Origin of the sequence: Thalassoglobus polymorphus, from assembly GCF_007744255.1 — a bacterium.
GTDB classification, from domain to species: Bacteria; Planctomycetota; Planctomycetia; order Planctomycetales; family Planctomycetaceae; genus Thalassoglobus; species Thalassoglobus polymorphus.
Genome location: NZ_CP036267.1, coordinates 1,049,362 through 1,067,557, shown reverse-complemented (window position 1 = coordinate 1,067,557; position 18,196 = coordinate 1,049,362). Strand labels below are relative to the sequence as shown.

Annotated in this window: 14 protein-coding genes; 3 read left to right on the top strand and 11 right to left on the bottom strand. The window is 51.5% G+C overall.

The features are described 5' to 3' along the window. Nucleotides 1–138: 138 nt before the first annotated feature. A complete protein-coding gene (locus tag Mal48_RS03965; protein ID WP_145196349.1) occupies nucleotides 139–1,824 on the bottom strand; it encodes a hypothetical protein in 1,686 nt (561 codons plus the stop codon). A gap of 590 nt (nucleotides 1,825–2,414) precedes the next feature. On the opposite strand from Mal48_RS03965, the gene Mal48_RS03960 reads away from it, so the two are divergent. After that, nucleotides 2,415–4,262, top strand: coding sequence for a hypothetical protein (locus tag Mal48_RS03960; RefSeq protein WP_197442030.1), 1,848 nt, complete (start codon nucleotides 2,415–2,417; stop codon nucleotides 4,260–4,262). Between the two features lie 124 nt (nucleotides 4,263–4,386). Here the strand turns inward: Mal48_RS03960 and Mal48_RS03955 are convergent, their stop codons facing one another. From Mal48_RS03955 to Mal48_RS03910, 10 genes are all read right to left on the bottom strand, one after another. After that, nucleotides 4,387–6,630 (bottom strand): hypothetical protein, encoded by a 2,244-nt coding sequence (locus tag Mal48_RS03955; RefSeq protein ID WP_145196347.1) that lies wholly within the window; start codon nucleotides 6,628–6,630, stop codon nucleotides 4,387–4,389. A gap of 2 nt (nucleotides 6,631–6,632) precedes the next feature. Next, on the bottom strand, nucleotides 6,633–7,046 hold the full coding sequence (locus tag Mal48_RS03950) for an ExbD/TolR family protein (RefSeq protein WP_145196346.1): 414 nt from the start codon (nucleotides 7,044–7,046) through the stop codon (nucleotides 6,633–6,635). A gap of 491 nt (nucleotides 7,047–7,537) precedes the next feature. Further along, nucleotides 7,538–9,661, bottom strand: a complete 2,124-nt coding sequence (locus tag Mal48_RS03945; RefSeq protein WP_145196344.1) for a peptidoglycan D,D-transpeptidase FtsI family protein — start codon at nucleotides 9,659–9,661, stop codon at nucleotides 7,538–7,540. A 3-nt stretch (nucleotides 9,662–9,664) separates the two neighbouring features. Beyond that, complete coding sequence (locus Mal48_RS03940) at nucleotides 9,665–10,150, bottom strand: hypothetical protein (RefSeq protein WP_145196341.1); 486 nt, start codon at nucleotides 10,148–10,150, stop codon at nucleotides 9,665–9,667. A gap of 142 nt (nucleotides 10,151–10,292) precedes the next feature. Then, nucleotides 10,293–10,748 carry an ExbD/TolR family protein gene (locus Mal48_RS03935; protein ID WP_145196339.1) on the bottom strand — a complete coding sequence of 152 codons (456 nt, stop codon included), beginning with the start codon at nucleotides 10,746–10,748 and terminating at the stop codon, nucleotides 10,293–10,295. Nucleotides 10,749–10,978: 230 nt separating this feature from the next. Beyond that, nucleotides 10,979–11,392: an ExbD/TolR family protein gene (locus Mal48_RS03930; RefSeq protein ID WP_145196337.1), complete on the bottom strand. Its 414-nt coding sequence runs from the start codon at nucleotides 11,390–11,392 to the stop codon at nucleotides 10,979–10,981. A 3-nt stretch (nucleotides 11,393–11,395) separates the two neighbouring features. Beyond that, nucleotides 11,396–12,163 (bottom strand): MotA/TolQ/ExbB proton channel family protein, encoded by a 768-nt coding sequence (locus tag Mal48_RS03925; RefSeq protein WP_197442029.1) that lies wholly within the window; start codon nucleotides 12,161–12,163, stop codon nucleotides 11,396–11,398. A 49-nt stretch (nucleotides 12,164–12,212) separates the two neighbouring features. Beyond that, on the bottom strand, nucleotides 12,213–13,283 hold the full coding sequence (locus Mal48_RS03920) for a tetratricopeptide repeat protein (protein ID WP_145196332.1): 1,071 nt from the start codon (nucleotides 13,281–13,283) through the stop codon (nucleotides 12,213–12,215). Then, entirely contained in the window at nucleotides 13,280–13,867 is a 588-nt protein-coding gene (gene lspA / locus Mal48_RS03915; RefSeq protein WP_145196330.1) for a signal peptidase II, read from the bottom strand. The genes Mal48_RS03920 and lspA overlap by 4 nt, the downstream gene beginning before the upstream one ends. Nucleotides 13,868–13,948: 81 nt before the next feature. Further along, nucleotides 13,949–14,998 (bottom strand): vWA domain-containing protein, encoded by a 1,050-nt coding sequence (locus Mal48_RS03910; RefSeq protein WP_145196328.1) that lies wholly within the window; start codon nucleotides 14,996–14,998, stop codon nucleotides 13,949–13,951. 293 nt (nucleotides 14,999–15,291) lie between these two features. On the opposite strand from Mal48_RS03910, the gene Mal48_RS03905 reads away from it, so the two are divergent. Together Mal48_RS03905 and Mal48_RS03900 are read left to right on the top strand one after the other, a co-directional pair. Next, the gene (locus Mal48_RS03905) at nucleotides 15,292–16,428 is read left to right on the top strand and encodes an LptF/LptG family permease (protein WP_197442028.1); all 1,137 of its coding nucleotides are present in this window, start codon (nucleotides 15,292–15,294) and stop codon (nucleotides 16,426–16,428) included. A 170-nt stretch (nucleotides 16,429–16,598) separates the two neighbouring features. Next, the gene (locus tag Mal48_RS03900) at nucleotides 16,599–18,116 is read left to right on the top strand and encodes a sulfatase-like hydrolase/transferase (protein ID WP_197442027.1); all 1,518 of its coding nucleotides are present in this window, start codon (nucleotides 16,599–16,601) and stop codon (nucleotides 18,114–18,116) included. The last annotated feature ends 80 nt before the right edge of the window (nucleotides 18,117–18,196 follow it).

Here is an 18,196-nt window from a genome sequence, read left to right as displayed (position 1 = left end):
TTCGATTGAACGCCGATTGTACTCCGACGAGTGCCTGAATCTCAACTGGGCCGGAGAGAGAAATCCGGCCAACAAATTCAGACTTCGCAGCATCCCCTGCAACGATCTAACAACAGTAAGCACTTACCAGAAAGCATCTTACAGCTGACTTCTGTCATATAGCTGGGCCAGAGTCAATCCAAGAAGCCGGACAAAACCTTCTTCAAACTGCATTCGAACCCGGCCCCCGGTTTCGGTCGGACGAATATCAATTCGGACCGCATCTTGACCTTTCTCAATAGCTTCAAATGCGAGTTCACGACCATTCTGGTTCGCGTTTTCCGGTGCTGGCAAATTCATCCAGGGCAATAGTCGGAAGACAACTTGAAGTGGAGCGGTACTTCCTTCAAGAGTTCCAGGGGGAGTTTCGAGCAGGAGATCAATCGCGAAATCAAGTTCGGAGAGTAACTTATCCCCTCCAATCCCAAACCAGAAAATTCCATTCCCAGAACCTAAGTAGACACTCGGATGACCGCCATAAATTCGCAGATCTTCCTCACGTGCATTGGTGGCGACAAGACGATGGAACATCACGTTTTGATGTTCATGAACATCAAGCTCCACAGATTCGATTCCCTCAAGCTCTCCAACACCTGAGAGAAGGTCTCTGAGCGCCGTCCCAAACGTTTGCGCCCCAACTAATTTGAGGCCACCGATCAAAGCGAATTCATCACGTTCAATCGGAATAAACTGAAAGACACCATTGATGTGTTCTTGCTCGGCAGTCGCACGCAACGAATCTGCAATACGGCCGATCGACGCCAAGAACGTCTCCGGGAGTTGCTCACCCAGAGCCAGTTCGAGGCCTTTAACGAGACCAATCATCGCCTCTTTCTCTCGACGATCCATTTTCCAGGAAATTGTCAGAGTCAGTGGGTTTGTGTCTGATTGAAGTGGCTCGAAGATACTTTTGCGTCCGCCGATGTTTTTCATGAATTCAGAGAATTCACTTTCTGGGGTCGCGTCGACGAGTAATTCAATGGCTGCCATCTTTTCTTCAGGCTTGGCTTCCAAACCAACGGTGATCTGTTCGCCATCGCGAAGAACCTGAGTCATCAACTCCAGAACACTTTGTCCACTCGCTTTTCGCATCTGGTGAGCCGCCTCCGACTCATCGTCGCGTTGTTGCAATTCTGCCTGCGAACTCGATTGCAGGGTCGCGATGAAGAAATCTTTCATCAACGGCTGAATATTTCCCAGCATCGCAGAAGCGCTCACATCGTAACGGGCGACCATACTCCGCACGATCTCTTCAGGATCAGGCAGATCCTCCAGCATCGATTCATCCGAAGCCGCAAAGGCATAACCGTTCTCAACAACCATATTCACGCCACGATTCCGTCGCCCGAATGGAAACCTGTAGACGTTCTCTTTTCCTTCTACTTTTTCCGGTTTCGCAGGTCCCAGAGAAGCAGTCCGAATAAAAGCATCCATGTCATCGACCGGGATAAACGCAACACGAACTGGCTGCGGAGGGAGCGAATCGCTCAGAAAGAACATGAACCCAAACGGCTTCGTACGACTGATTCCTTCCAGATTCCCTGCTTTGTCGCTCAGGAAGTCGTTGATCATATCGGTCATATCCGACCGACCGGTGGCATCGAACATCGCTGCAACATTCGTCAGTGACTGATCGATGTTTTTCACAGCGACCGCCGCAAACGGAAGGCGCGGACCGAAATCTTCTTCGAGATCATCCTGCCCAAAGACATTTGCTGGATGAATCGCAAGCAGACCCGCCACGATGATTGCAAACAGAGAAATTTTTGAATTTCGATTCTTCATATTCAACCTGATGACCAAATCTCAAATGACAGAGAGGTCGCTCCCCTAGTCTGAAATCAACGACTGCTTCCTAACTTGTGTATAACTCCAAGCGGCCTCTTCCGTTTCGGCATTCTTTGAAAAAAAGACCGAAAGAACAAGGATCCACCAAGAGTGTCACCTTCGATACCCAGCCCAGCCACCGCTGGTGTCAGAAAAATGAAGAATTTTCCTTCGATGTGCTGATCGATTTCGACAGCACCAATCCTGGCAGGCTCGCCTTCTTGTCTAGATTTTTTTTGAATCGGTTTTCGTGCTCTACCTCCCAGCGAGCACGGCAATCATCGAAACCGCCCACATCGCTGACAGCATTCGATAATGAAGTCGACCTGAATTGATACAATCCTGCTTAAGACACTATCTCCTCAGCCGCTCAGAGAAACTGAGCGAACAAGGAAAATAGTTGAGTGCCGACGGCTGCCAGCGTATCGTGGAGCGATCCCTCTCGACCAGTTTGGCACACAAAGAGTTCACCTTGATCATATCGCACGCAGGTTCCGGACCGTATGAGCAAAACAATTTCGAAGACCATCCTTCTCATTTGGCTTGCGATGACACTGGGCCCCCCCATTGCTTCCGCGAATGATTATTTTCGGATCACGGTTGTCGATGCAGAAACGAACCGTGGGATCCCTTTAGTCGAACTCACCACTGTCAATCATATCCGGTTCGTCACCGATTCAGCTGGCGTCGTGGCATTTCACGAGCCGGGGCTCATGAACCAACGAGTCTATTTCAAAGTCTTCAGCCACGGGTACGAATCCCCCCAGGCAGGGTTTGGTTTTCAGGGAAAGTCATTCGAAATCACTCCCGGAGGGAAAGCGGTCTTGAAGCTGAAGCGACTCAACATCGCTGAGCGTCTTTATCGTGTCACTGGAGGAGGAATCTACCGCGACAGCCTGTTGCTTGGTGACGATGTCCCGCTTGCAGAGCCAGTCCTGAATGCCGGGGTGCTTGGTTCAGACAGTGTCGTGAACACGGTTTTCAACGACCGCATCTACTGGTTCTGGGGAGACACGAACCTGCCTGCTCATCCGTTAGGAATTTTCGATGTCCCGGGAGCGACAACTAAACTCCCGAACGACGGTGGACTCTCACCCGATGTGGGAGTGAATCTCAACTATTTCAAAGGCCCCAACGGCCTCGCCAAAGCGACCGCTGACATGCCCGGAAAAGGGCCGACCTGGATAGGCGGGTTAATTGCTTTGAAGGACAAGAATCAGCATGAAAAACTCCTCGCCAGCTACGCGAAAATCGAGCCTCCTTTAGAAACCTACGAAAGAGGGATCATTGAATTCGATGTGGCTGCGGAAGAGTTTCGACAAGTGAAAACATTCCCGTTGAGCACTCCTCTTTACCCGAATGGACATCCGCTGAAAGTGACTGAGAACGGTCTGGAGTATCTCTATTTCTGCCTCCCATTTCCAACCGTCCGAGTCCCAGCGACCGCCGAAGCTTACAAGGACTTGTCGCAGTACGAAACTTACACTTGCCTGAAAGCTGGAAGCCCCCCAAATAAGCCGCTCATCGACCATGACGAACAGGGGGCAGTCAGATACTCCTGGAAGAAAGGTCTCCCCACACTCGACTCGAAATCACAAGCGTCAATGGTGAATTCAGGTCTTCTCAAACCAAACGACCTGCAGTTTCGACTCTTTGACCTCAACACAGGTCGGGCTTTGAATTGTCATGGTGGATCGGTCTACTGGAACGAGCACCGGCAACGCTGGGTCTGCATCATGCTCGAACTCTTTGGTTCATCACCTTTGGGAGAAATCTGGTACGCCGAAGCCAACACTCCTCTTGGTCCGTGGCAATACGCCCAAAAGATAGTCACCCACAACAACTACAGCTTCTACAACCCCAAACAACACCCAATGTTCGATCAGGAAGACGGGCGTATTATCTACTTCGAAGGAACTTACACTCACACGTTCACAGACAACAAAGACCAAACTCCACGATACGATTACAACCAGGTGATGTATCGCCTCGACCTCGCTGACGAGCGTCTGGCACTCCCGGTGCCAGTTTATCGAACCATGGACGCTGAGAACAAAGAGTCACTTGGACCGCGAACTTCCGTCGACCAGATCCCCGACCGCAAAGATTTAGTGTTCTTCGCACAAGACCGAAAGACCTCGCAAAACATCCCCATCTACACAACCCTGACGAATGGCTCTCAACACTTATCTGCAAATCCGCATGAAGGAAAACCGCTCTTCTACGCAATACCAGCAAACCAGCCTGAAGCACCTGCGACCACATTACCATTGTTTGAATTCAAGAACCCATCGAGCGGCGAAAGACACTACACGACCACATCAACAGCCCCCAAAGGATTCATCAACCAAGGCACCCTCTGTCGAGTCTGGACAGTAAATCCCAAGCAACCTTAACCACCCCAATTCGTGAGTTGGCGATATTTCCAGGAGCGGTTAGTGCCAGATGACAGCAAAGGACACGACCGGTGCCGGTGCCGTCACACCTCCGAAACTGCGACTGAATTGAAACTTTAGAGGCTTATGGCCGTAGGTAGCGGTAATAGACTTCGAGGCTTAAAGTTGCGACGGCGGTGGAATAGATTCTGCCGCCGTAGTTTCCCCAGACGCCGCGCGGGTCCCAGCTGCCTGCTTGTGGGCCGACGGTCCGTTGCTCTTGGACGAGCAGGTCGCGCAGAGCGGTGTTCCATTGCTCCCAGTCTCGACCGCCCCTCTTGTGCATTGCCAGAGATCCGTAATACCAATAATAGAGATTCAGTGAGGTCCGACTCGGCCTGTTCGCAAGCAGATATCGAACTGCTTCGTCGGTTGCAGTCAGGTCGGTGTCGATCCCTAACATCTGTCGACAGAAGAGAGCTTCTGCGGTCATGGCTGGTGAGGGGGCCTCGCCAGCTCGATAGCCTGCTAAGCCTCGATAACGACCAACGCGTCGAGAATCGAGAAACTTAATCATGCGATGTTTGGTTTCAAACGGAATTTCAATCCCGGCAGCCTCAGCGCTTTTCAGAGCCATCAATTGCCACCCAAAGATACTCATATCGCCATCAGGCTGACCTTTGACATACCGCCAGCCACCATCGTTGATTTGAGTCGCCAAAATGAAGTTGATGGCGCGTTCTAACGGCTTTCTTAAAAATTGGGCATCTTCGCTATCCTTCGATACGGCATACGCTTCAGCCATCGCAAAGGTCGCCATCCCGTGGCAATACACTCCGGAGAACTCTGTCGCGTTCCCGCCCAGATATCCCGAGGTTTTATCGCCGTTGGGCCACTCGATCGTTCTTTGCTGCGCGACGAGCCAGCGAAGAGCACGCGTCACATTGGGTGAATAAATCCCCTGATCCACAGTATTCAGCTTCCCAAGAAACGCCAGAACCGCGAGTCCTGTCACGCCTGTGTCTGACTCTCGTCCTGCAAATTTTCGGTCGATGCCATCGTCGTCGATGCCGACCTTACCAGAGCCATTCTTACTGGCGTCCCAATACCCATCTGGATGTTGAACCGAAGCCAGCCACTTCAGGCTCAAGTCGACAGCCTGCTCGGATCGTTCGGACCCGCCATATTTCAAAATCGCTTTCCGGCGAAGTTCGTCTGATCTTAAGATATATGCGTTTGGCACACTGTTGATGTCGGTGCGGGCAATCAGCTTTTCATCGGGGAGAACCATCTGTGGGCGTTCACCCGGAACAGGGACAAACTGCCCCAGGCTGCTGATCGAAGAACCGATGTCCGTCCGGTCTGGGTTGGGACTTTCAGGTTTCATTAACGGTCGATAACGTCCAATGGACGGTGCATCGTTCTCTGTGATATTCCTGAGCGACTGAGTCCTCGCAATTTTGGGATCGACCTGAGAACTACTCGTTGAAGACTCTGTTGGCTGCGCAGCTTCCTGACCTAGCAAGTCACTTTCCTGCAAAACCGGTGCGGGGGACTCACGACGAGCGATCATTTCATCAATTGGCGCCTGCTGCAGCACTGCCTCAGGTGAAACGGGAGCATTCAACGACTGCGATGTTGTATCACGGGTGAGTTGAGGTGCGAGGCGATCCGCACTTCCCTGAGTCGGCTTTTCAAGATCACTCAGCTCATTCATTCCAATGAGCGGACGAGACATTCTATCTGCAACAGCGGAGAAAGTCTCTTTGTCGTCGCGAGTTTGTGTCTCTAACGTCTCCACGTTGACATCAACGGCCGCTTCCTGGAGATCTCCTTTCTCTGCAGTGATTTCCTGTAACGGCACTGGGAGAGATTCGGAAGGGAGCAAAGCGGCATCAGAAGAGAGTTCTGGTTTCAGGTCGAGAGCTTCGGTCGGCTTGTCGAGTGCTTGGTCAATCTTCGTCAAGTCTGGCGGAGGAGCCTCGAAACGTTCCCATTCCTGATTCTGACTCGACTTGATCTGATCCCAGACCGGGGTGTTTCCACCTTCCAGATCGACCTTTTCCATAGCTGTTCGATCAGGCACAGTCTGGATGCTGATCGGTTCATCGTCCAAGTTGACAATGTCTGCATAGACTCGCTGCCGATACTCCGGGAGCAACGCAATCAGCCCACAGGCCAGCAAAACATGCACACCAATCGAAAAGAAAAACGCCTTGGATTCCGTACGACGATCCCCCCAGCGAGTACCGATCATGGTGAGTAAATGAGCGGATGCAAGAATGAACCCAATGATCAAAATCAACACCAGCAACGGTTGAAACAGTGCGATGAGCAATGTCCCAAAATGCCAGGCTTCAGATTGCAAGTCAATGGCTGCGAGGGCCATGCTCAACCCTCCTTGATTTGATTTGCGAGTTGGATACTTTTGATTTTCGCCCGATTGCAAATATTCAGAACCGTCATGACATGTTGATACGGGCCAGGTCCATCCCCACGGATGATGACGGTCTGTTCAGGATAACGTTCCCGCGCGGCTCGGAGATCTTTTTCCAGTTCCTCAACAGTCTTCGCTTCTCCTCCCAGGAAAATCGAACCATCGTTCGCAACATTGACAATCAATTCATCCGGCAGCGCAGTCAGCGGCTGAGCGTCTGAGACAGTCGGCAACAGGATCTCGAATTTGTTCTCGTGTTCAGTGAACTGCGTCCCGACCATGAAGAAAATGACCAACAGCAACACGATGTCAATCATCGGTGTCAGATTGAGTGCTGGCTCTTCAACTTCTTGGGTTTTCAGGGGCATGTCTATTCACTCCGTCGACTTGGCGAGTCCAAATGGCAAGGTCAGTAGAGCAACAAATCTGATGATTCGATAGGAGAACTCGTTTTTTCGCTCTCAATCCCTTGGCATTTGTCACTTCTCTATCAGCCTCTTTTTCAGCGGGCTCGTATGCAGTAGACCATTCTCAAGTGGCCGTTCTCACGTGGCCGTTGACAGGCTGCCTATTTGATTGGCGACCGCATTGGAAACATGACTTTGGATTCGTCTTTATAAACTGCTCTTAGAGTATATCGGCCATCTCAGTGATCTCGCAGGGTAATTCACGCGAAATCCTTGGGACTCGAGTGAATTGACGCCGATTAGAGCAACTTTCGAAATCGTATTCGCGATCAGTTTCGTGACGGATCATCTTTGTCATCATGAAAGTGACCTATATGGAGACGATGAGCATTGAAAATGCTCTCGTAAACCGAGATAGGCCAAACACTTGTGCTTCCTGACGCTCGATTTCATCAGTTCGCGCCATACTCGGAAACCTGGGTCGTTTCCTCGCTCCATTGCGGTCTCAGTAAACCCAACCCAATCATTTCGGTCATTAAATGCTTCACAATAGGACCAGAGGCATCTCCTCCGGAACCACCATGTTCCAGCACGACGCAGAAAGCGACTCTGGGTGATTCCACCGGAGCGTAACCTGCGAACCAGGCATGATCCGGTTTTCCGTCCACTTCCGCAGTTCCCGTTTTCGCTGCCATCGTCATGGACGGAGTCAACGCAGCGACCCCGGTTCCATGCGGATGGTGGACAACCATTTCTAAACCGTGACGAATCGTTGTCAGCGAACGTTCGGAGAGCCCGGGGATTTTTTTCAATGTCCGTTCTGTATCGGGTAACTCTCGAGATTGTACCAACCGGACTCGCGGTGTCACCAGATATCCACCGTTCCCGATCGAAGCCATCATTCGCGTCACCTGAAGTGGCGTCGCAAGAAGCTCACCTTGTCCAATCGCCAGTTGCATCGAGGTTCCAGGATACCACTTTTTGCTCGCTTCGGGATCGTGAGGATTCGGCAGGAACCCCGAGCTTTCAGACGGAAGTTCGATCCCAGTCGGCAGACCAAATCCAAATCGAGACGACCAGTCCACGAGGACATCCGGTCCAACTCGCTGAGCCAGATCATAGAAGAAAACGTTGCACGAGCGGCACAGCGCATCGTCGAGATGAATCTCACCATGTCCCAATCCATACTTACGAAAGATCATACAGCGAAGCTGGTCGGGTGAATTCAAATAACCACGACACTCCAGAACTTCATCCGGCGTCACCTCCCCCTGTTCCAAAGCAGCGGCAGACGTGACGACTTTGAAAACAGAGCCCGGCGGAATTGCCATCTTCGTCGCCCGTGGGAAAAGTGGCTGATGAGGATGTTCAAGGATTCCTTTCCACTCTGCTTCACTTGGCTTCAACATCATTTGCAGCGAGTAACGCGGAGCCGCTGCGGCGGCAAGAAGATCACCGGTCCAGAGATCCATCGCGATCACCACACCTCCGACCGGTTGCGGATCGCTCTCTGGATTTGAAAGTGCTTGATCCAGAAGTTCTTCAGCCGTACGTTGCAGGCGGGAATCAATTGTCAGGACAACATCTTTTCCATCAATCGGGTCCTGCGAAACATCACTCGACAGTGTTTCCCCACGGCGATTGACTTTGTGGATTTTCGTCCCTTCGTGTCCAGTCAGCACGTCATCAAAAGCTTCTTCGACGCCCCCCTGCCCTGTAATTTGATCACTTCCTCCAGAGGCTTTTCGCAATCCAATTAAGTGCGGAGCAACATCACCGAGAGGGTAAATCCGTGATGCATGGCTTTGAACATGCACACCGGGAAAACGATGCGGAGTTGACTGAATCGCCGCCACAACGCTCAATGGAACGTTCTCGACAAGCACGTGCGGTTCAAGCTCTTCCTTCAAGATGATGGGATCACTTTGATATCGTCGCGGAGGAGTCGTCAGTTCTTTGCGAATCGTTTCTATAATTCCGCTCAGTCCCTGCGAGAAATCAAGTGGTTGAGGATCATTCTCTGCAAGAGAGTCACTCCTTCTGGCCTCCACCGAGACGAGCATGCGTTCGATTCTTTTTTGCAGCCGCTCAGCTCGACTCAAAAGAACATCAGTCGGAACCTTTGTCAGACTCGAAAGTTTTTCAAAGAGTGCCTGACGATCTCGCTCAAGCTCTTGCTCCATCAGTTCTCTTGCTACCGGATCGTCTCGTTGGTTTCGATCAAGCCGAGAATAGACCTGCCGCCGCAGCCAGACGGCATCAAACGGTTCCTCCAGCCAACGATAGTCGACAGCAAGATCGTAGCGAGTTTCGTCGAAGGCCAGCACCGCTCCATCGCGTGAGAGAATTCTTCCGCTGCGAGCTGGAATGGTCTCTTCGACAAGCTGAATTTTTTCCCAAGGGGAGATGAACTGCTGGGCGATCATTGCCTGGACATGGCAAACACGAATGCCGATCAGAAACACAACGCCGACAATAATCCCGCCAAGAATCCCTAGCCGCATTTGAGGAGAATTTCCGATGCGATTTGAATCTTCGCGAGAACTGCCGAGGTCGGAGAAGGGTTGGTTCTGCATCGATCACTCCCACGCATGACGGCGATGAAGGAACATGAACAGCATGCAGACGGTGATCGAGATCAGAAACGTCAAGGCGACCTGCGCGATTTGCTCCATCCCGATCGTTCCCAGAAAATTGGTGTCCGGAAAATGAGCGATTCCAATCCGCCCAACTTTCAAAACGATTAGGACCAAGAGACAGCGAATCAGCGTGGCAGCAAAAGTCTGTCGCTTCATCTCAGACGGTTTTGTCCAGGCAGCGATGAGGGTCACGCTTGTAAACAGCACAACGCACAATGGAATCGGCTCCACATGAACAACGCTTGATAGAAGGCCCGCAACTCCCCCCCAGAACACAATCCACTGTGGGCGAGAAAACAGGCAAACGACGACGACTGCTAAATCCAGAAACGCAGGAGCAATCCTGAGATCAGTCCACGCTGTCCACCCGAGATCCGCCACACAGGCAAACCACATCAGAACAGCGATCACAAAGTTCAAGAACACGAGTCGTCATCCGTGAATTTAGCCGGACACTTCAAATGTCAGGCGAACAGTGGCGGCTTACATTGGCAGCCAACGGCGACCAACGGGTCGCGGGCATTTCGGCACAATCTGCCGGAAAGATACGCGGAATCAACGATTTAGATCAATCGGACTTTGGAGCGTCCGCCGCGAAGCTGACAGATTCGAACCCGGCTGCCTGACAAGTATCATACACGTCAACGACATCTCCGAGCGGGACATCGCCCGCGATGTCTAAAATCACTGGATTTTCGGGCCCCAGATCCGCTAAAGCCCGCAATTGTTCTTTCAGTCGCTCCAAATCCTCGTACACGGTCCCATTCATATCAACGCGTGTTTTCTTTCCCTCAGCCTCAAACATCAGCTTCAACCAGATATCAACCGTCAGTTCTTGTGGCTCTACCGGCGTGATGTCGGACTCCACCGCCCCGGCTGCGGAAAGTTCCGTCGGAAGCAATTCTTCTCGGACTCCACCAGATGCGGTCACCACAAAGAAAATCAACAACAGAAACACAATATCAATCATCGGAGTCATTGCTCCGAAGTCGTGATCACGTTCATGCTGCTGGGGAATACGCATTTTAATTTGAGTTGTCTAGGAATCTTTTTTGATGATGAAGAACGTGTTCACTCTCGTCGATCTCAGAAATAAAGGCTTCACATGGAAGCATGTTTCGCAGTCACAACACAGCAACATGTTCACGGTTGGCCTGCTGCCATCTTGCTGCAGCCATTTAGCCCCCCGGTGACTCACCGGAGGGGGATTTGGGACACTGAAGCCCCAAATCAAACTGCTCGAATCGCTAGTTGTTATCCTCTGCCAATCACGTGAAATCCAAACTTTGTGACTCCATATTTCGGGCAGATGAGCATGATCGGTTCGATAGCAGAATAGGGAGTTGTGCGGTCCCCTCGAATTCGGACTGCGTAAGTTTCCGGATCACCTTCAGCCCCATCCTGAATCATCTCTTCAATCTGTCCCATCTGAACTTGCTCTGCATTGACGTAATACTCACCCGCGGAATTCACTGTCACGATGAGCCGACGCGGATTCTCATCGTCCGTTGATTGAGTCGCTGTTGGCAATTCGACGACTTCTGTCGGTTCGCTTTTCGCAAAGTGCGAGGCGACCAGAAAGAAGATCACCAGCAAAAAAACCACATCAATCAAGGGAGTGATGTCGACTTTAAGTCCATGCTTACGAGATCGGACGGGAAGACGCATGCGCTAGCTCCTCGCCGTTCCGGTGATTGTTTTCGTCGTCTTTCGTTTTTCAATCAATGAACGCCTCAACGGGGAGACAAGGTGCTCCGCCATCAATGTTGTTTCTGCAACGTATTCATCGATCCGATTGCGGAACCACGCATATGCAGCGAGTGCGGGAACGGCAACGCAAAGACCGAAGAGTGTTGTGACCAGTGCCTCGGAGATGGCGGGTGCAAAGTCGGCTGGCATCGGATTCGCTTTTTCAGTGAACTCTGCAAACGCCTGAATCATTCCCCAGACTGTTCCCATCAACCCGAGCATCGGAGCCAGTGACCCGATGACTGAGAGGTATTCGATTTTCCGTGAGAGACGTGCTGCCTGCTCGACACAGGCATCTTCCATTGATTTCTCGACCGCGTTGTACCCGAAGTTCGATTCCTGTAATCCAGACATCACCACGTAGGACAAAAAGGTCGGGCGTTGACGGCACAATTGGTCAGCCTGTTGAAACTGCCCCGCTGAAATCATTTGATGTAATTGTTCTGCGAGCCCGCGCGGCATCAAAGAGCCTTTACGAATGCTCAGCAAATGTTCCATCACAAGTGCGACCATCGCGACGCTCAGAGCGATGATGACGTATCCAATAGCTCCTCCGGCTTGCAAAAGAGCTTGTGGATTGACTTGCCCATTTTCAAAAATCGCACCCTCGGCAGCAAGAACCGGGCGCGAAACAAGAATGAACCCCAGCATCATGCAGGTTGTCATCAAAAATCGAAATCGCTTGGCCATGTGAGTGAAATCCGACTGAGAAAATCTCATCATCCTTCTGAGCATTCACTTACTCAGAATTCGAGTTGATCGAGTCCGTTCTATTTTCAGCCAGCTTTTCGCGGGCAATTATCGATTCCGAGGTTGTTGGAAATCGAATCAGAAGTTCGCGATACAGAAGATCCGCTTCATGAGTCAACCCCGTTCTTTCAATTGCCTGGGCAGCTTCCAGTGTCGCCCGTGAGGTGAGAGCCTCATGATTTGTGTAAATTATCGTCAATTTCAGGAACTCCGCAGCCGCGAGCCGCGGTTCCCCCAAGTGAGCATATCCACGCCCCAGCAAATACTGCGGCCCAGGCCGGAGCGGTTCCGGCAATAATTCAATCTGATCTCGCCAGCTCTGGAGAATGTTCTCAGTCACCTGACTTTTCGCAAGGGCCACCCGCCAAAGTTGAGCACGAGCAAGCTTCGAGATTCGTGGATTCGGGTCACTCGCTAAGTCATTGAGTTCTCTTTCCGCCAGCTTTCCAGAAACACCGTCAAACAAGAGGATCGAAGCAGCCAGTAATCGCTCTCCGTTGCGTGAGCTGACCAACATTGAACGAACAGATTTTCGCACAGATTCGCTGATGCTCATGGGGGACCAAATCAGCGGAGCGATCCCCCAATGCCGCGAGTATGGATCGGTATTGATGATCGAACGAAAAGACGAAATCGCTGAGGCAAGATCCCCTTGTTGCAATCGACACCGGACCAGCCAGGCAGCGATTTCACGATCGACCCATTCGCGCGGTTCGCGATCATAAGCGGTGATGAAATACGACGCGGCATCCTCTAATCGACCTGCGGTATAGGCCTCGATTCCCGCTAGATGAGAGGGATCGTAATGTGTTTTGATTGTGATGATGTCGTCTGCAGAAATACGCTGTGGATTGCCGTTCAGCGTCATCATCTGCAATTCGCGACCCGTCGAATCAATGATATCCCCCACCATCGTAATCGGCCGCTGAGCCCCAGGTGGGCGATACATCACTCGATCCTCAGCAACGACTGCGGTTGCTCCAACATTGATCACCATGCTGATGGCGGACAGCAGCAGGGTCATGCAAGAGAGCAGACGTTGAGGAGGTAATCGATTCACGAGACAGGCGACCCGGAAGCTCCGTCGACCTCGGCTGTGACCTCGGGAGTGACGGAATCTTTTTCCGAGGCCTTTTTAGCTTCAGGAGACCAAACGAGCGGCAACATCATGAAGAACCCCGCAGTAATTGCCATGTCGGCAATATTAAAGATCCCGGTCCGCAATCCGCCAATGCCAATATTGAAGAAATCGACCACGTACTCGAAGCGAACGCGGTCAATCATGTTTCCGATTCCCCCAGCCACAACCAAGGTAAACGCGAGGAAAACATAGTGATTGATGCTCTTGCCAAGCAGAAGATAGGCAGAAACACCAAGCAGAACGAGACCGTTCGTTACCACAAGAATCCAGAACCGGGCTTCATCAGGAAGTTCGCCACCCAACCCTAGAAACGCCCCATGGTTTTCTGCATACGTGATCCGGAAAGTATCAAAGAAAAATGAACGTGGAGGAAGTCCCTTCCAGTTTTGAATTGCATACATCTTCAGCCATTGATCGACGACGACCATCACCACCGAAGTCACACTGAACCAAATCCAGCGTTCTTTCTTGGAGATCGGCTGTGAAGAACTTACTTGCATCATTTCATCCAATCCTATTCGCTGAAATTCGATTCATCACAGCGAGCTATTTTCATGGAACGGGAAATCTCATTTCCCGATTCCTCAGCGAGTCCGCTTCACGTTACGGTACAAATACTGCCCATTATTTTGCTTCGCTAATTTTCTCAAGAAATTTCCTTCACCATCGAGTGCAGGTGCCCGAGATCTTCCGAATTCAATACAGTGAATACGAGCTCCACCATGGTTTCGTTTTTTGATTTGATTCAATTCCGCAGCTGAAAGCGCCTGTTCCGATGCCCCATCAGTCAGCAGGTAAATCACATCCGGATTCCCTTCAAGTGCCTTCATGATTGCCGGTAAGTGTCGTGTCCCGCCGTCGGCCAAAATTGAACGTAAGCGGCCACTTACCTGCATTCGCTGAGCATCAGTCCCCCAAAACATATTGTTGGGGCTATTTCTCGGCTCAAGCAACTTGACTGTTCCGGAATAAAAGATCACCTGGAATTGCTGAGTTTCATCCAATCGAGACAAACTCGCCTGCAACTCAGCCTTGGCTGCCTGAAGTGCCCCATCATTGTCCATACTGAACGAGCGATCAATCACGTAAGCAAAACGCTTTCCAACATCCTCAATTCCCAGAAAAGAGGTTCCCCCAGCGAACGGGGCTCCTGTCCCCTTAGATATCGTCGGCGTTCCTCCTGCTTCACTCGGCTGAAGCAAATCGTTGTTGGCGAGAGTCTTTGGAATCGGAATACTGCCCGCACCAATGGTCGGAGGAGCGAGTTGCATGGTTGGAAGTTCCAAGGCAACTGGCGGAGAATTCTCAACGACCGGCTCTTGGGCCGTGAGCGGGTTCTCATAAGCCAACTCAGCGGGAGAATCTTCGCTTTCGGTCTCCGTATCTGTCTCCGTTTCCGCTGCGCTCGGTCGGGTTCTGATGCCGACATCACGAAACGCCTCACCGTCATCACCCGCCATATCTGCTTGACAGCTAGGAAGTTGCGACAAAAGCACAACCACCCCGGCAACCATGATATGAAACAGTGCCGAAAGCACCCAGCTTGGGACCGTCACCCAACGCAAGTGCGGACGTAACCAGTCCGTCAACCGCGAATGAGACGATTCTAAACTGGGATTCGACATACGTTTCATCACTTTTCAGGCGAATAAAATCTTGAAAGGGCAAACTCGGCGCCCCAACGAAGCAATTACTTCCATTGGAAGTTTACGGCGACTACAGAAAAAGGGTCAATGTCGATATTCCCGTTCGCAGCCAACTCGGCCATACACCAAGCCGATCCCGAAGTCGACTGAACTCCTCAAACAACGGGACTCTCACGACAGGGAAGCCCTGGATCTTCTCCAACTCCATCTTGACCTGATCCCGCTTTTTGGTCTGTAATCCAGACGCTGCTTTCCCGACACATCATCAACCACGAATTTCCTTGACCACATTCGACCGATACCTGCTGGTTCGCTATTTGCAAACCGTCGCCGTGTTCTTCTGCGCGTCGGCGGGGTTGTTTGTGGTCGTCGATGGATTCGTCAACCTCGATTCATTCCAGCATTCCGCAGAAAAAGCGGGCGGCGGAACGACGATGCTCTTTCAGCTGATGATCGATCACTATTTCTACCAGTCTCTGATGATCATCGAGCTTGCCGGACCAGCAATTGTAGTCATCTCAGCGATCGCGGCGCTCGCTTCGTTTTTGAAGAACGGAGAGTTTCATCCCGTTCTAGCAGCTGGCGTGCCGACCTACCGGGCGACGATTTCATTACTACTGGGAATGTGTGTGGTCAACGGATTCTTAATTGTCAATCAGGAAGTGATCCTTCCAAACGTCGCCAGCAAGTTGCAACGTCGACACGGTCAAACCGCTGACGACGGACACAAGGTCGATCCGCAATTCGATCCGAGGTGGAAAATGTTTGTCTCGGGTGAAGAAGTCTTTCCAGCAGAAAAGCGACTCCACAAACCACAGTTTCGATTACCGCCAGTCATCTCGCCAAATCAGGACTCAATCTCCGCTGAGGATGCATACTACTTGCCTCCGACAAGCAATGAACCTCAAGGTGGCTGGCTACTGAAAGGGATCACAACAAGTTTCGAAGAACTCTCACTCTCCGACACCGGAAAGAAAGTTATCGTCCCGCAACCGAACGGGACTGACGTTTTCGTCAACTGTCATCTCACGTTCAGCCAAATGAGTCGCCATACGTCCAACCACAGCCTGATGGGAACCGGGACGTTGTTTCAAAGGCTGCAAGAACCGTATGGCAGCGTTCTCTCTCGCCGCAGCTTATTAATGCACCTCCACTCACGACTGACGCGCCCGTTACTCACAATCGTCGGGCTGTACATTGTTATCCCACTCATCATTCGCAGAGACAAGATGAGCAACATGCAGCAGGTGACCAACATCGCAGTCTGCATGCTGGTCTTGGGGATTGTTTACGGAATTTCAATGGGTAGCGGATTTCTCGGTCAATCGGGAATCGTCCGCACCGAACAAGCTGCCTGGGCTCCCCTTATCTTTGGGAGCGCCTTCGCCACCTGGCTCAGCGGTCTAGTCAGAACATAGATTCTCGCCCAGTTGCTTCAAAATCTTTGGCGATGAACAACAAAAACCCCTGAGAACAGATCAGTCGCTGTTGAAGTCAAACGCTTCATCATTCAGACTGTTTTCTTGGACTCATTGAGAAAAGTCGTTCGCATCAGTGCACTCAGAAAATGCACACCAAGGAGAAGCCGATGGTTCCCACACGCCTGGACTTCGTCGCGATCATCACACTGATCACCATGCTTACAGGCACGGTGGCATCATCCTTCGCTGAAGGTCAGCCGAATGTGTTGATGATTGTTTCTGAAGATAATGGGCCAGAGCTGGGATGTTATGGCGATGAGTTTGCACGAACGCCGACGCTGGATCGGCTGGCGAGTGAGGGAGTTCTCTTCGAGAATGCGTACGTGCCGTATTCAGTCTGTTCTCCGTCGCGAGCCGCATTTTTGACGGGGCTGCACCCTCACCAGAATGGACAGATCGGCCTGGCGACACACAAGTTCGCCATGTACGACAAAAACACTCCGAACGTTGCCACTCACCTCAATGCCGCCGGTTATTACACAGGACTCATTGGAAAGCTGCATGTGAATCCAGAGAGTGCCTTCCCTTTCGATTCGCACCAGATCCCGAGTTCCAATTTCCAGAGGAAGCAATCGGTCGCTGACTACGCGGCAGCAGCGAAGAGATTCATCAGCGAAGCTGGCGAAAAGCCATTCTTTCTATCTGTGAACTTCCCCGATGCTCACTTGCCGTTCATTCGCAAAGTCAACGGACGTCCCCTCAAACCGCTTAACGAAGACGAAGTCCAGCCAATGCCTTGGATCGGTGTGAATTCTCCAAGGCTGCGTGAACAAGTTGCGAACTATTACAACTGTCTGGAGCGTCTGGATTCCGGCGTCGAAATGCTGCTCGACACACTTGCTCAAAGTCGACATACCGAAAACACATTAGTCATCTACTTTGGCGACCATGGAGCTCAATTCCCGCGTGGGAAAGGGACCGTATACGAAGGAGGCCTGCGAGTCCCAATGATCGTTTACTGGCCCGGACAGACTAAAGCGGGAACTGTCCGAGAGGAACTCGTTTCGACCTTGGACGTGTTGCCCACCATCCTGACAGCAGCTGGCCTCGACGTCCCCAAAGAATTGCCGGGCCTGCCTCTTCAACCATTGCTTCGCAATGAAACTCCCGAAACATGGCGTCAGTTCAGCTTCGCACTCACAACCGGCTCCTTCCCACGTGCCTGTTTCGTTCAACATTCTGTCCGGGACGAGCGCTATAAGCTCATTTCCAGCCCACAACCCAATACGGAAAACCTGGACGCCAACACTTATCTGGATAAGAAACACCCGCATTATGTCATTTCGGGAGCAACAGCTAAAGAACAATTGGCTGCCCCGAAACATGTTCAACAGGCATTCGCCCTATGGTCGAAGCCGCCACGTTTTGAACTTTACGACTTAAAAAATGATCCTTACGAATGGAACAATCTCGCTGAAGACCCCGATCACGCTGAGGCTCTGAACCGCCTGAAGACTGCCCTCTCTGACTGGCAATCCCGCACTCGCGACCCGTTCATCCTGCAAAAAAATGTCGATGATTACGTCAGCGAACAACTCGCCAACCGCGATTTCAAGTACCGAAAGATGAAAGACTTTCGGTGGTCGTACATTGACGACTTCGCAAAGTGGCGAAACCAGAATTAGAGCATCTTTCGAATCTTCTTATGTCCGTGAAGAAAGCATTTCGCCAACAAATTTGCTGTTTGCCACGAGGCAGAACACGA

Bases quoted from the DNA above. Each gene is read 5' to 3' on its own strand.
- Mal48_RS03965 (WP_145196349.1), bottom strand. From the start codon at position 1,824: ATGAAGAATCGAAATTCAAAAATTTCTCTGTTTGCAATCATCGTGGCG.
- Mal48_RS03960 (WP_197442030.1), top strand. From the start codon at position 2,415: ATGACACTGGGCCCCCCCATTGCTTCCGCGAATGATTATTTTCGGATC.
- Mal48_RS03955 (WP_145196347.1), bottom strand. From the start codon at position 6,630: ATGGCCCTCGCAGCCATTGACTTGCAATCTGAAGCCTGGCATTTTGGG.
- Mal48_RS03950 (WP_145196346.1), bottom strand. From the start codon at position 7,046: ATGCCCCTGAAAACCCAAGAAGTTGAAGAGCCAGCACTCAATCTGACA.
- Mal48_RS03945 (WP_145196344.1), bottom strand. From the start codon at position 9,661: ATGCAGAACCAACCCTTCTCCGACCTCGGCAGTTCTCGCGAAGATTCA.
- Mal48_RS03935 (WP_145196339.1), bottom strand. From the start codon at position 10,748: ATGCGTATTCCCCAGCAGCATGAACGTGATCACGACTTCGGAGCAATG.
- Mal48_RS03930 (WP_145196337.1), bottom strand. From the start codon at position 11,392: ATGCGTCTTCCCGTCCGATCTCGTAAGCATGGACTTAAAGTCGACATC.
- Mal48_RS03925 (WP_197442029.1), bottom strand. From the start codon at position 12,163: ATGGCCAAGCGATTTCGATTTTTGATGACAACCTGCATGATGCTGGGG.
- lspA (WP_145196330.1), bottom strand. From the start codon at position 13,867: ATGATGCAAGTAAGTTCTTCACAGCCGATCTCCAAGAAAGAACGCTGG.
- Mal48_RS03910 (WP_145196328.1), bottom strand. From the start codon at position 14,998: ATGAAACGTATGTCGAATCCCAGTTTAGAATCGTCTCATTCGCGGTTG.
- Mal48_RS03900 (WP_197442027.1), top strand. From the start codon at position 16,599: ATGGTTCCCACACGCCTGGACTTCGTCGCGATCATCACACTGATCACC.